This is a genomic window from Psychromonas sp. KJ10-5, from assembly GCF_055808325.1.
In genome coordinates, this window is sequence record NZ_CM147864.1 from 1,685,741 (window position 1) to 1,699,639 (window position 13,899).

11 protein-coding genes are annotated in these 13,899 nt (G+C 37.4%); 3 read left to right on the forward strand and 8 right to left on the reverse strand.

Annotated elements, in window-relative coordinates; genetic code table 11:
• Positions 1–39 precede the first annotated feature (39 nt).
• From AC0L3W_RS07505 to AC0L3W_RS07515, 3 genes are all read right to left on the reverse strand, one after another.
• Complete coding sequence (locus AC0L3W_RS07505; protein ID WP_409439257.1) at positions 40–1,278, reverse strand: quaternary amine ABC transporter ATP-binding protein; 1,239 nt, start codon at positions 1,276–1,278, stop codon at positions 40–42.
• A 1-nt stretch (position 1,279) separates the two neighbouring features.
• Complete coding sequence (locus AC0L3W_RS07510; protein WP_290039655.1) at positions 1,280–2,170, reverse strand: ABC transporter permease; 891 nt, start codon at positions 2,168–2,170, stop codon at positions 1,280–1,282.
• 152 nt (positions 2,171–2,322) lie between these two features.
• Positions 2,323–3,327: an ABC transporter substrate-binding protein gene (locus tag AC0L3W_RS07515; protein ID WP_290039656.1), complete on the reverse strand. Its 1,005-nt coding sequence runs from the start codon at positions 3,325–3,327 to the stop codon at positions 2,323–2,325.
• 269 nt (positions 3,328–3,596) lie between these two features.
• On the opposite strand from AC0L3W_RS07515, the gene AC0L3W_RS07520 reads away from it, so the two are divergent.
• Positions 3,597–4,976 (forward strand): ATP-binding cassette domain-containing protein, encoded by a 1,380-nt coding sequence (locus AC0L3W_RS07520; RefSeq protein ID WP_409439256.1) that lies wholly within the window; start codon positions 3,597–3,599, stop codon positions 4,974–4,976.
• Between the two features lie 43 nt (positions 4,977–5,019).
• Here AC0L3W_RS07520 and AC0L3W_RS07525 read toward each other — a convergent pair whose 3' ends face one another.
• The 5 genes from AC0L3W_RS07525 to AC0L3W_RS07545 all read right to left on the reverse strand — a co-directional run bounded on the left by AC0L3W_RS07525 (position 5,020) and on the right by AC0L3W_RS07545 (position 10,351).
• Positions 5,020–5,415 carry an ATP-binding protein gene (locus AC0L3W_RS07525; protein ID WP_409439255.1) on the reverse strand — a complete coding sequence of 132 codons (396 nt, stop codon included), beginning with the start codon at positions 5,413–5,415 and terminating at the stop codon, positions 5,020–5,022.
• Positions 5,416–5,568: 153 nt separating this feature from the next.
• Positions 5,569–7,233, reverse strand: coding sequence for a methyl-accepting chemotaxis protein (locus AC0L3W_RS07530; RefSeq protein ID WP_409439254.1), 1,665 nt, complete (start codon positions 7,231–7,233; stop codon positions 5,569–5,571).
• A gap of 289 nt (positions 7,234–7,522) precedes the next feature.
• Positions 7,523–8,830: a TRAP transporter large permease gene (locus AC0L3W_RS07535; RefSeq protein WP_290039660.1), complete on the reverse strand. Its 1,308-nt coding sequence runs from the start codon at positions 8,828–8,830 to the stop codon at positions 7,523–7,525.
• Between the two features lie 20 nt (positions 8,831–8,850).
• On the reverse strand, positions 8,851–9,327 hold the full coding sequence (locus tag AC0L3W_RS07540) for a TRAP transporter small permease (RefSeq protein WP_290039661.1): 477 nt from the start codon (positions 9,325–9,327) through the stop codon (positions 8,851–8,853).
• Positions 9,328–9,394: 67 nt separating this feature from the next.
• The gene (locus AC0L3W_RS07545) at positions 9,395–10,351 is read right to left on the reverse strand and encodes a TRAP transporter substrate-binding protein (RefSeq protein WP_290039662.1); all 957 of its coding nucleotides are present in this window, start codon (positions 10,349–10,351) and stop codon (positions 9,395–9,397) included.
• A gap of 510 nt (positions 10,352–10,861) precedes the next feature.
• On the opposite strand from AC0L3W_RS07545, the gene AC0L3W_RS07550 reads away from it, so the two are divergent.
• Together AC0L3W_RS07550 and AC0L3W_RS07555 are read left to right on the forward strand one after the other, a co-directional pair.
• Positions 10,862–11,833, forward strand: coding sequence for a polysaccharide lyase family 7 protein (locus AC0L3W_RS07550; RefSeq protein WP_409439253.1), 972 nt, complete (start codon positions 10,862–10,864; stop codon positions 11,831–11,833).
• Between the two features lie 483 nt (positions 11,834–12,316).
• Entirely contained in the window at positions 12,317–13,897 is a 1,581-nt protein-coding gene (locus AC0L3W_RS07555) for a BCCT family transporter (protein WP_290039664.1), read from the forward strand.
• Positions 13,898–13,899: the final 2 nt, after the last annotated feature.

The window sequence follows — 13,899 nt, forward strand, 5'->3', positions numbered from 1 at the left end:
CATGATGGTGGCTTTCAATCAATTAATATTTTGAATTAGTTAAACTTTTTCCAACGGTTTAACCTCAACTTCTGTTTCTGAAGGCTGGTCACTTAAGATATCAGATAAGGTGCTTCTCGATATGTGCCCCTCCACTTCACCGGCGTTATTCACAACGGCTAATGGGTGTTCATTGTCTAACATATCTGGAATTACAGATTCTAATAGTGCATCACTTTGTACTGATGGAACATCTTCCAATAGTGAATTTGTGATTTCATTGCCATAATCACTTTGTTCAACACCTTCTAATGTTTCCTGTGTAATCACTCCTTGATAACCATCGTCATTAACTACGTAGCCGTAGTTATGCTTAGATTTACGCATCTGCATTACCGCTTCCCCAATATTCTCACTTGAGATACGACAAATCTGTGGCTGCATCACTGTTTCAACAGTTAATGCGCGCGCGCGGTTAACATCTTTAACAAAGGCTTCAACATAATCGTCAGCCGGATTTAACAATATATCAACTGGTGTGCCTTGTTGAATCAAGAAACCATCTCGTAAAATAGCAATTTTATCGCCAATGCGTAATGCTTCATCTAAATCATGAGTAATAAATACGATGGTTTTATGTAGCTTATCTTGTAATTCAATGAGCTGATCTTGCATTTCACTTCTGATCAATGGATCTAATGCCGAGAAGGCTTCATCCATTAATAAGATATCAGCATCTGTACATAATGCACGAGCTAAACCAACACGTTGTTGTTGACCGCCAGAAAGTTGACCTGGGTATTGATTTGAATACCCACCAAGTCCCACTGTGTTTAACCATTCTTCAGCACGCGCTTCACGATCTGTTTTAGGCACACCTTGCACTTGCAGACCATAGGCAATATTTTGGATTACAGTACGATGTGGCATTAAGCCAAAGCGTTGAAATACCATGGACATTTTATTACGACGGAAATTTTGTAACTCTTTATCATTGAGTTTCATCACATCTTCACCTGAAACAACAATCTCACCTGCTGTTGGGTCAATAAGACGATTGAAGTGGCGAATCAATGTGGACTTTCCTGAACCTGAAAGTCCCATAATCACAAATATTTCACCAGGGTAGATATCTAAATTTATATCCGCTAAACCTACCGTATGGCCAGTTTCAGCTAAAATGGCCTCTTTAGATTTTCCTGCTTTTACTTGTTCTAACACCTTTTTGTCATTCTTACCGAAAATTTTATATAGATTCTTAATACTAATTAAAGGTGTTTTTTTATCTGTTGTGCTCATCTTAATGGTCTCCAAAATTCTGTAATGTACGTTTAGCATAACTTTGAGAGATTCGATCAAAGATAATCGCTAACGCAACAATGGCAAGACCATTTAATAAACCTTGAGTAAAGTATTGATTACTAATCGCTTGTAAAACCGGTTGTCCTAAGCCTTTAACACCAATCATAGATGCAATAACTACCATCGCTAATGCCATCATAATGGTCTGATTAATACCAGCCATAATAGTGGGCATAGCCAGTGGAATTTGTACACCAAATAAACGCTGTATTGGACTTGCTCCATAAGCGGTGGCGGCTTCTAATACTTCTTTATCTACTAAGCGAATCCCCAAGTTGGTTAGACGAATAACCGGTGGGATTGCATAGATAATAACCGCAATAACACCCGGCACTTTACCGATACCTAACAACATAACAACCGGAATTAAGTATACAAAAGCAGGCATAGTTTGCATCACATCTAAAATAGGGGTAACAATAGACTGTATGCGATTAGAGCGCGCCATCGCAACACCTATCGGAACCCCAATAAATATTGCTAGCAAGGTTGAGACGATGATCATACTCATGGTACGCATGGTATCTTCCCACATTCCAAAATATCCAATAAGTAGAAAGGCAACGATCACTGAGGCAGTTAATTTTAATGAACGACTAGCTGCATACGCAAAGGCGCCTACAGTAATAATAACCAGCCACCAAGGAGTGGATAATAATAATTTTTCAAACCAAATGAGAGTAGCTAATAGTGGGTCGAAGAAAGATTGGATTGCATCTCCGTATTCTCGTGAAAAGTCTCGAAATAAACCATCGAGTAGTTTTTTGAAGTCTCTTAATTCTTTACGATCAAGTTGCGGGATTTCTGAGATCCATGACTTGTCTGACATTTTCTTTTTCTCTCCTGAAAAAAATTTAACCAACCTAGGTAAATATCTAGCCAACCATGTGATGGTCATCTGACATTATAAGAAAATAAAGGTTATTTACTTACCTAGAATGATAAAAAAGCCTAGAAAAAACTAGGCTTAATACTGCGGATTTATAACTCTGCTAATGCTTTTTTAATTTTTGCAGCTGTTGGTGCATCAACCCAAGTTGTCCATGTAGATTCATAGTCAGTTAGGAAGTGCTCAACGATGTAATCACCGTCTGCTTGCTCTTCTTCTATCCAAGCTAATAAACCATTCATTTGCTCGTTAGTGTACTCACGACCTTCTAAGTATTTAACGATTTCAGGTGCGCGCTGAGCAAACTCTTCCGTCACTACTGAATCAACAGCAGATGGTGGGTACATCGTCACTTTAGGCGTTAAACAGTCGATTTGAGTTGTACAGTTAAGAAACTCTTCTTTGTCGATGCCTGTACCGAAGTCAACTTTAACCATTTTATATTTACCTAAAACGGCTGTTGGTGCCCAGTAGTAACCTAACCAAGCTTCTTCACGTTCGTAAGCTTTTGCAATTGAACCAGATAGACCAGCACCAGAACCTGGATCTAATAATTCAAATCCAACTGATTCTAAATCAAGCGCGGTAAACAATTGACTCGTTGAAATTTGACAGTTCCAGCCAGCAGGACATCCCATAAAGCCTGACAGATCAGGGTCTTCAGGGTGCTTAAACAGCTTAGCATTGGCTTTAATGCCTTCGATAGTTGCTAAAGATGGATCTTTCTCAACCATATAAGCCGGTACCCAGAAACCTTCTTCACCGCCATCGGTCAAAGTGGTACCCGCATAACGAATACGACCTTCAGCAACACCTTTATCTAATGCGTCACGCATTGAGTTACTCCAAAATTCCGGAGCAATATCAGGTTGACCTTTTTCAATCATAGCTGCACCCGTTGGCATTGTATCGCCAGGTACTAGCTCAGCATCACAACCAAAACCATGCTCGAGGATGAAACGATCAACGTTGGCAACAACAGTTGCAGAAGCCCAATTCATATCCGCAATTGTGACTTTGCCACATTCACTTGCAGCAGCTGGCAGTGTAAACGAAGCGCAGGCAAGTAAGATAGAAGAGGAAATGATTTTACGCATATTAATATCCTTATTAACTAGTGAATTTAATCGAATTTTTGAGATAAAACATAAGCATCATACACTAAAATGGGCTTTACATGAAGGTCAACGCCGGCTTCGGAAAGAATACGCTTCCAAACGAATGATAAATAAAGCATTATTTTTCAATAACTTTTATTTAGTTGTGTCTAAATATAGCTAGAAAAGCGAACTTCCACTCTTACTCATAAGCTCTGTTTATGGCACAATAATTTTTACCTCCCCAATACACTTAAACGGCATTATTTATGTTAAAAATTAGAAATTTAGTTCATCCAAAATTGAATATTAAACAGTGGCAAATTGAACCTAATGAAAACTGGTGTGTATTAGGTAGAAATGGGTCAGGTAAACAGTATATCAACCAATTATTCCAAGGAACCTTACAAGCAGATCAAGTAGAATCATTATCGCTACCAGAATTGGATAAAATAGGCATTATCTCGTTTGAGGAACAACAAGCCACTTATGAGAATGCGTTAGACATTGAAGCACCTGACTTTGTAGATCCAGAACAAGCCCCTACCAAAGCACGAGATTTTTTACCTGAAGAAAAATGGCATGACCCGTTAATTGTTGAATTTGGCTTAGCTCACCGAATGGACACGGGATATTTGAAGTTAAGTACAGGTGAGAGTAGAAAATTATTAATGTTACAGGCCATTTTCAGCGGCATTGACTTATTAGTCTGCGACAACCCTTTTGATAGTTTAGATGTAGGCTCCTGTGAAGCACTATCGCAAGCATTACACAAACTCAGTGAAAGTGGTGTTAATGTTTTACTGATGCTTAATAACCGCCAAGATATCCCCGTATGGTGTAATCATATCGCCTTTATTGAGCGTGGTTACTTAACGGAAATTGGCGAATTGACTGATCCACAAACTCAACAACAACTCGATGCACTGTTAGCGCCAACCCCGGATCATACACAATGGCCAGAAAATCAATGTGAGTTGGCTGATTTCAAACACCCTTATCTGGTTAAGTTGAATAACGGTAAGGTGCATTATAACGGTGTGAATGTTTTTGAAAATCTTGATGTTGCGATTAAACCACTCCAACACACTTTAATTACAGGGCCTAACGGCAGTGGTAAGTCTACTTTAATGCAGTTAATCACCGGTGATTGCGCACAATGCTACAGCAACGATATTCAGGTATTAGGCTATCAACGTGGCTCAGGCGAAACCATTTGGCAAGTCAAAGAGAATATGGGAATTGTTAGTTCAGAGTTACACAGACAATACCGCATTAATAGTGATCTTATCAGTGTTATTTTATCGGGTTTTTATGATTCCATTGGCGTTTATCAACAACCAAGTGCTGCTCATATTGATCTTGCTGAGCAATGGTTAACTAAAATTGGGATGCAAGATAAACAAAAAACACCTTTCCAAAGTCTAAGCTATGGAGAGCAGCGATTAGCCTTGATTGCCAGAGCATTAGTGAAGTCCCCTTACCTACTTATTTTAGATGAACCAACACAGGGCTTAGATGAATTAAATCGTCATCGAGTATTAAATTTCTTAGAGCACTTAGCAACACAGAAACACAGTACCATGCTTTTAGTTAGTCATCGTAAAGATGAGTTTTTATCGATTTTTGAGCAGCATATTACTTTATAAACATCTCTGTATATAAAGCATAAAATTGGTAAGTTTAGTTGTTTTAGACTTGCCAATTTTTACGCATTTTTGCAATAACAGGCTTAGGCACTTCATGGATATTAGTAAACTTTCCTGTGCAGTTAATCACTTTCAATCTTGCATTGAAGCGCGTCGCTAACTGCTCATAGAACTTCATTTCCCAACGCTTAACAAAGGTATTTGCAACAATCACATTTTGTTTGTTTTTTAAGGCCATCAAAGATTGTTGTTGGCACCAGTGATGCGCTTCCGATAACTTTTCAGGCTGAAATCGATAAACCCCACCTCGATCAATAAAATACATATCAGCTTCAACATGCAGCGTATTCTGTTGTGATTCTTGGAGCAGTTTTTTAGCAAGTGTGCTTTTGCCACTTCCTGGTAAACCTCTGATTAAAGTAAGTGTAAGTTGAGACATGAAGGCACTTCATCATAAGAAAAGTAAATAAAAAATGGTTTGATTGTAATTGGCACAATCAAACCATTTTAATGACAGTGTTTGGGATAAACAAGTGACCTAACATATTGTTTCTAATTAGATCACTTGAGTAAGGGTGAGGGTTTAATAAACTTAAATTTTAAATTGACCGACGAGTTTTTCTAATTTCCCACCTTCCGACAATACATCACTGGCAATTTTTTCCGCTTCAACACTGCTCGATGTTAAACTATTCACAATGTTTTGGATTTCATAAACATTACGATTAATCTCTTCCGTTACCGAGCTTTGTTCAGTGGTCGCTGTTGCAATTTGTGTACTCATATCATTAATAGAAGTAATAGAGTTTGTCACTGACACTAAGCTTTCAGAAATAGTACGAGATGAATCAACTGTGCGCGTACTGCGCTCTTGACTTAAGGACATAGCATTAACTGACACTTTCACTAATCGATGTAACTCATCAAGCATTTCATTAATCTCTAATGTACTTTGTTGAGTACGACTTGCCAGACTACGTACTTCATCAGCAACAACCGCAAACCCTCGACCTTGTTCACCTGCGCGAGCAGCTTCAATGGCCGCATTCAATGCTAACAAGTTGGTTTGTTCAGCAATCGCGCCAATAACACTTAATACTTGATTAATTTTTTGTGATTGATCGCTTAATGCACTGACACTCATTGCTGCACCGTTTATTTCTTCCACTAAGGCAGTCACTTCTGCTAATGAAGTTTCAACGCACTCTTGTGCATTTATCACATCTAATGTTACCGCTTGCGTTGCTTCCGCAACTTGATTGGTATTATTCGCTACCTCGTTTGCCGTTGAAGACATCTCTGTGATCGCTGAAACAACTTGGTCAGTTTCATTGTTGTGATGCTGTAACTGTGATGCAATTTCTGTACTTTGCGCATTCATATCTCGACCAGCCTGATTGATACCTATGGTGGCAGTATTAATATCAGTGATGGTATTACGTAATTTATCCACGAATAAGTTAAAAGACCGTCCTAATTGTGCAATCTCATCTTGGCCATTAATCTCAAGACGTAAAGTTAAGTCCCCTTCACCTTGTGCAATATCATTAAGGTTATCAGCCATGCCTTTAATTGGTTTAACCATTCGAGAGGCAGCAAATACAACAATCACAACCGTTAATACAATTAATGCGATAGAAATATATAAGGTCAACCAGAGCTTATCTTTTAATCTCTCAGTCGTAGTGGCTGTATAAGCATTAATAACGGTTTGGATATCATCAATATAAGCACCAGTACCAATCATCCAATTAGTATTGGGTACCATTGCGGCAAAACCTAATTTTTCAAACTGCTCCTGAGATCCTGGTTTTTGGAAATAAAATGAATAAACCCCATTACCTTTTTGTGCTGCATTTAACAGACCCACAATCAACTTATTGCCTTTAGTATCCGTTAAATCGATCAGATTTTTACCTTCTAGATCCGGTTTAATTGCGTGGAAAATATTGACACCCTTAGTATCGTAAATATAAAAGTAACCAGCGTTGCCAAAACGAAGATTACGTAAAGCAGCGTTAACATTACCTTGGTTAGGCAAAGATAACTGATGCGACACGACATTAGATGCCACTTCCGTAATTTCCCTGAGTTGCTGCTCTCTCTCTTTAATTAACGCACTGCGGAACTCAGCAATATTATCCTCTAATCCTTTCTTTTCTAAAGAAAAAGAAATGAACGATAATAACGCTAATATACTAATCAGCGGAATTAAGGTTAAAAGTAGTAATTTTTGAAGCATAGTTAGTTTATTCATGTAGATTCCATCCCTTTTATTAAGGGTTAATAAAATACCTAAAGATAGTTAGTTTTAGTGAGTATATTGGCAAATTCCAAATACGTCTCATCTTAGTTGCGAACTTTTTATAAAATGTCAGAAAACTGTGATGTATCACTTTAAGTAATTAGCCTATCGGATTAAAAAAGTACATAGAGTGATTAAATAGCGGAAATAAAGCGTCATTAATCGATCGTCGAAAAGAAATAAGCAATAAAAAAGCCAACTATTAAAGTTGGCTGTAAACATTCAGTAATATCTGACTTGGCTAGTTAATTAAACCAAAAAATCTTGGTAGGAATAAACTGATTTCAGGAATAAACGTAATTAATAATAAGGTTACAATCAATACTGCACAAAACGGCATAATGCTTCTTATTACATTTTCTATTTTAGTACCACTGACACTACATCCCACAAACAGTGCTGTACCGACCGGCGGTGTTGCAATACCAATACATAGGTTAAAAATAATCATCATTGCAAAATGAATCGGATCCATACCAAGCGTGGTTGCAATCGGCATAAAGATCGGTGTAAAGATTAAAACTGCAGGCGTTAAATCCATGAACATACCAATAATGAGTAAGATAATATTCATTAAAATAAATATGATGATCGGGTTGTCAGAAATAGATAGCATCCAATCACTGATCATAGTTGGCAAACCTGTGAAAGCCATTGCCCATGACATAATGGTTGAAGCACCAATCAGGAATAACATAATGCCAGTAATTTGCGTTGTTTCATTGCAAATTTTGGAGAAATGACACCACTTCAGTGTTCGATAGCAGAGTGACAAACCAAAGGAATAAAGAACCGCTATACATGCCCCTTCCGTAGCCGTAAATACACCGCCAATAATGCCACCAATAACTACAAAAATAAGCCCTAAACTGGGCACAGCTTCCCAAATAATACGTAGTACATCCCGTACCGTAAAACCATCATTAGCACTGGTTTTGTAGCCTTTCTTCTTAGCAATGAAATAAGCAACAACCATACAACTTAATCCCATCAAAATACCTGGGACGTATCCAGCAATAAATAATGCAGCAACTGATGTACCACCAGATACGACTGAAAATACGATTAAAGAGTTACTTGGTGGAATCAATAATCCAGCAGGACAAGAGGCAACATTTACGGCTGTTGCTAAATTTTTATCGTAGCCTTCTTTTTCTAGTTCAGGACCTAACGTTTTACCAACTGCAGCAGCAGCGGCTACCGCAGATCCCGACACAGCGCCAAACATCATGTTGGCAAAAATATTTACATGTAGTAAAGAACCAGGGATCCAACCTACCATAAGCTTGGCTAAGTTAATTAATCGCCCAGCAATACCTCCGACATTCATTATGTTGCCGGCTAAAATAAAGAATGGAATTGCTAACAAACTGAAACTATCAATACCCGTAATGATTTTTTGGCCTGCTGTTATACTTGCCACATCAAAGGGTAAAATAAAATACATGATGGTTAATGACGACATTGCAATTGCCACCGCAATCGGAACGCTTATCGCAATCATGAATAAAAAGAGGCATAACAACCAAACACCAATGGACAAGTCCATAATATAAGTCCTTTTAAATTTTATACTGCTTTGTTTTTAAATAAATCTAAGGTATTTAAAGCTAAATAAATGAGAATAATGACTGCCGAAATGGGTAATATCGAATAAACAGTAGACATCGGGAGTTGTAACGCGGGTGATAATTGCTGTGTTGTTCTTTCCATCAATGCTAAGCCACCTTTTAACATAGCTAAGGATACAAATGAAAAACAGATCGCATTAATCAATAATTGCAATGCTATATGTGCTTTACCTTTGAGGTAATTATCAAGCAACGTAATCGCTAAGTGCCCTTTTGCTCCAAATAAATAACTTCCTCCTAATAAACCAAGCCACACCATAATGTAACGAGAAAGCTCATCAGTCCAATTACTCGGATCATTTAGAACATAACGACTAAAAACTTGCCAAGTTACCGTTACCACCAACAGCATCAATGCAAAGGAGGAAATACCAAGAATGATCCTATCCAATAGGTTTCTTAACGTTGTTAACATGTCTACATACCTCAAAAATTTTGCTCTAGCAAAGCCAGAGCAAAATGATAGTGTTACTGTTACTTATTTAAAGCGCTTCAATTTTTTCAATAAATGTAGCTAATTTAGGATCTTTCTTAGCTTCATCAATCATAGGTTTAACTGCTGCGCGGAATGGGGCTTTATCCACTTCTACAAATGTCACGCCTGCTTTAATTCCCTTCGCTTTATTCATCTCATCAGTTGCATCCCAGATTTTGATTTGCTCTTCAAGCGATTCTGCAGCCGCTTCTTTTAATATTTTTTGCTCTTCTGGAGTTAGTGAGTTAAATGCGTTTTCAGAAATAATAATCACATCAGGTGTCATTAAATGTTGATCCATCGAGTAAAACTTAGCAACTTCACTGTGCTTCATTTCAACTAAACTAGAAATATTGTTTTCAGCGCCATCGATGACACCTTGTTGTAGTGCCGTGTAAACTTCAGTAAATGGAACAGGTGTTGCTTTACCACCTAATAAGTTAACCATTTCAATCATAGTTGGTGACCCTGGAACACGAATTTTCATGCCGGCAAGATCAGCTGGAGAGTTAATTGCTTTTTTTGCATAAAAACTACGCGTGCCTGAATCATAAAATGTCAATCCGATAAAGCCTTTGCCTTTACTCGACATCAGCATCTCTTCAGCAACATCACTTTTCATGAATTTTCTCATGTGCGGCACATCGCGAAATAAGAAGGGTAATGCATTCACTTTAAACGTTGGTTCAAAAGACTCTGCTAAACCACCATTAATTTTAGCCATATCAATTGCACCAGTTACTACCTGTTCAGCTTGGTCACGCTCTGAACCTAGTTGCGCATTCGGAAATATACGAATAGTTAATTCACCATCCGATTTTTCTTTTACTTTTTCAGCCATGATCATCATGCCTTTATGTGCAGCACTTTCTAATGACATGGCATGACCCAAATTTAATGTTTTTGCATAAACACTTGGACTAAGAAGTAAGGTAGTAAGTAAAGGTAGCAGTATCTTTTTCATTGTCTTCATTTCCTTATTTAAAGTGGCAATATTTTGTGAACATCATTAATGCATCAATGACAAACAACGCAGATATTACAAACAACATTAAGTATTACAATAATAAAATATATTCCTATGACATTGCTCACTTTTACTTATATAAAAATCAGATCTTTGTCACCACAAATTACTTAATAGTATAAATAAAATCAAAAGTGTTATGCAACACACTGAAATTTAATTAAAACTACAAATTCAATTACTTAGAATAGCCATTAATTCAAGAATTAAATAAATAGATGAGTATTTTAAATAAATCTCAATTTAGAGAGATAAGTAACGAAACACTTCCTATATGTATGACAATATAAACATAGTTAGAACATTATTAGATAATAAAGCTAATCACATAATGTTAATGGATAATATCTCGAACGAATTTACTCCTCCTCTAAAGGTTAGCAACCAAACCATATTATTAGTGCTTCTAACTGTTGAACCCAATCAATTATTAAAATAGGCATTCACATGTTAATTAAAAAAACTCCTAATACTGTCGTTAAAAATAGCTATAAAATAGCTGCAATAGCTTGTTCATTTGCATTACTTGGTTGTGCAAATACGGCAGACAAGGACACAAAAATACTCGCTACAGTAGGGTCTCCTGCAAGTCAATTTGACCTATTAGGTTGGACTATCAGTGTACCGGTTGACTCTGATGGCAATGGTAAATCTGACCAAATTAAAGAGAAAGCGTTAGCCGCAGGTTATTCTGATCCAGAATATTTTTATCTAGCCGATGACGGAGGTATGGTCTTTAAGTCCCCCGTTAAAGGAGCTAAAACCTCTAAAAACACTAAATATACCCGTTCAGAATTACGTGAAATGATACGTCGAGGCAATACTTCATACAGTACAAAAGGCGTGGGCGGTAATAACTGGGTATTTTCTACAGCTCCAGCTGCAGATCTAAAAAATGCCGGTGGAGTGGACGGTACATTGGAAGCAACACTAGCAGTTAATCACGTCACAACTACAGGTGTTAACTGGCAACAAGGACGAGTGATCATAGGCCAAATTCATGCCAATGACGATGAACCAATTCGTTTGTATTACCGCAAATTACCACAACATGAAAAAGGGGCAATCTACTTTGCACACGAACCAAACAGTGAAGCAGAAGAGCAATGGGTAGATATCATAGGTAACTCATTACCAAACTACTGGAATCAGGATACAATGCCAGCAGAGCCAGAAGATGGTATCAAATTAGGCGAGAAATTCAGCTACCGTATCAAGGTCACTGGACATGATTTAGCAGTAACAGTGATGCGTCCAGGTAAAGCAGATATCACTAAACATGTTGATATGTCTGAAAGTCGCTATGATGTAGGCGGGCAATATATGTACTTTAAAGCAGGTGTCTACAACCAAAACAAAACCGGTAATGCTAAAGACTATGTTCAAGCAACCTTCTACGATTTAAAAGTTACACACTAATGTCTAATTAGTGTTCGTTGCAAAATAAGTAAGGCTGGTTTTCCAGCCTTTTTTCTACTTCTCAGTCGTGCCCTCTCCTTTCACAATATATTGACTCTTATATTTACCCTACCCACTTGAAATTTATCTAATATTTTAGCAAAGCTAATAATATCAATGACATTAAATAAGTGCGCTGATTTTGCGTATGAAACATGACTTAATTTTAGGTGTAAGTTGAACCTATCAAAAATTAACTACGTTAATCTTCGGCCTGAGAATGAACGAAAAAATGTTAATGAATGTGATTGGTATGATAGTCAAAGATCCAATTTGGTGTATTTTCCGTATGAGAACGAATTAGTAATAAAAGATGATAAAAGATTTCATTTTGTTAATATTAATTTAGCGTTAGTAAATTAGTTTTATTAAATTTTCATTTATAACTCCTTACCTCTCTTTTTATAATCAATCATCGCTTTAAGGGCAGACATTAGAAATATTATGGATAATCAACAAAATAAATACAGTATTGAGACAACCGACTACCAGGTGGGTCAAGATAACCTTCAAAAATGGGGATTTGATATACATAACCCAGTATTTGGAATAAGTGCAGGCCTGATATTGTTATTCATTACTATGACATTAATGGTTGAACCAGCAACAGCGAAAGCAGTATTAAATGACCTTAAAAATGGCATCATGAAAGATTTTGATTTGCTATTTATGTGGTCAACTAACTTCTTTTTGGTGTTTGCTATCATTTTAATGCTTAGTCCATTAGGTAAAATTCGTATTGGTGGAAAAGAAGCCAAGGCAGAATACACAACAGGCTCTTGGCTAGCGATGTTATTTGCTGCAGGAATGGGTATTGGATTACTGTTTTGGGGAGTTGCAGAACCAACAGCCTATTTCACCGATTGGTGGGGAACCCCTTTTAATGTTGAGCCATATACACCAGAGGCAAAAGCATTAGCTATGGGCACTACTATTTTTCACTGGGGCATTCACGGTTGGGCTATCTATGCAATCGTAGCCTTGGCACTAGCCTTTTTCGCCTATAACAAAGGTTTACCTCTATCGATTCGCTCGGTTTTCTATCCGATATTTGGTGATAGAGCTTGGGGTTGGTTAGGTCATATCATCGATATTTTAGCGGTATTAGCCACTTTATTTGGTCTAGCGACCTCATTAGGGTTAGGAGCACAACAAGCAACCAGTGGTATCAATCATGTATTTGGAACTGACGGCGGTATTGGTATGCAGTTCGCTGTGATTGCCTTTGTTACTTTCATTGCTATTTTATCTATTATTCGTGGTATAGAGGGAGGTGTAAAGCTACTCAGTAATATCAATATGTTTTTTGCCTTTGCATTACTGGTATTTGTGACCGCGGTGAGCTTTGATGTCGTTATTATCTCTATTCCAGAAACATTAATGGCTTATTTAAACAATATTATCCCATTAAGTAATCCCCATGGCCGTGAAGATGAAGTTTGGATGCATGGCTGGACTGTATTCTATTGGGCATGGTGGATTTCATGGTCACCATTTGTTGGTATGTTCATTGCTCGCGTCTCTAAAGGCCGTACCGTCCGTCAATTCCTTTTTTGTGTGATTTTTGTGCCGACACTATTAACCATCATTTGGATGGGCGTATTTGGTGGTATTGCATTAGATCAAGTGGTTAATAAAGTAGGTGAACTAGGTACTAATGGCTTAACAGATATCTCGTTAACTTTGTTCCACGTTTATGATCAACTTCCTTTTGGAAATGTTATTTCAGTTTTATCGATTGTATTAATATTGATCTTTTTTGTGACCTCTTCTGATTCGGGCTCACTGGTAATAGATAGTATTACGGCAGGCGGAAAAATTGATGCCCCTGTGCCACAACGTATTTTTTGGGCAACAACAGAAGGTGCTATTGCAGCGGTAATGTTATGGATTGGTGGTAAAGAAGCATTACAAGCTTTACAGTCAGGTGTAGTCGCCACAGCACTACCTTTCACCTTTGTATTGCTTATTATGTGCGTAAGTTTGATTAAAGGCTTAAATACTGAACGTACTCTATACAAATAAGT

Coding starts and splice junctions, on each gene's coding strand:
- AC0L3W_RS07505 (WP_409439257.1), bottom strand. CDS start 1,278: ATGAGCACAACAGATAAAAAAACACCTTTAATTAGTATTAAGAATCTA.
- AC0L3W_RS07510 (WP_290039655.1), bottom strand. CDS start 2,170: ATGTCAGACAAGTCATGGATCTCAGAAATCCCGCAACTTGATCGTAAA.
- AC0L3W_RS07515 (WP_290039656.1), bottom strand. CDS start 3,327: ATGCGTAAAATCATTTCCTCTTCTATCTTACTTGCCTGCGCTTCGTTT.
- AC0L3W_RS07520 (WP_409439256.1), top strand. CDS start 3,597: ATGTTAAAAATTAGAAATTTAGTTCATCCAAAATTGAATATTAAACAG.
- AC0L3W_RS07525 (WP_409439255.1), bottom strand. CDS start 5,415: ATGTCTCAACTTACACTTACTTTAATCAGAGGTTTACCAGGAAGTGGC.
- AC0L3W_RS07530 (WP_409439254.1), bottom strand. CDS start 7,233: ATGAATAAACTAACTATGCTTCAAAAATTACTACTTTTAACCTTAATT.
- AC0L3W_RS07535 (WP_290039660.1), bottom strand. CDS start 8,830: ATGGACTTGTCCATTGGTGTTTGGTTGTTATGCCTCTTTTTATTCATG.
- AC0L3W_RS07540 (WP_290039661.1), bottom strand. CDS start 9,327: ATGTTAACAACGTTAAGAAACCTATTGGATAGGATCATTCTTGGTATT.
- AC0L3W_RS07545 (WP_290039662.1), bottom strand. CDS start 10,351: ATGAAAAAGATACTGCTACCTTTACTTACTACCTTACTTCTTAGTCCA.
- AC0L3W_RS07550 (WP_409439253.1), top strand. CDS start 10,862: ATGTTAATTAAAAAAACTCCTAATACTGTCGTTAAAAATAGCTATAAA.
- AC0L3W_RS07555 (WP_290039664.1), top strand. CDS start 12,317: ATGGATAATCAACAAAATAAATACAGTATTGAGACAACCGACTACCAG.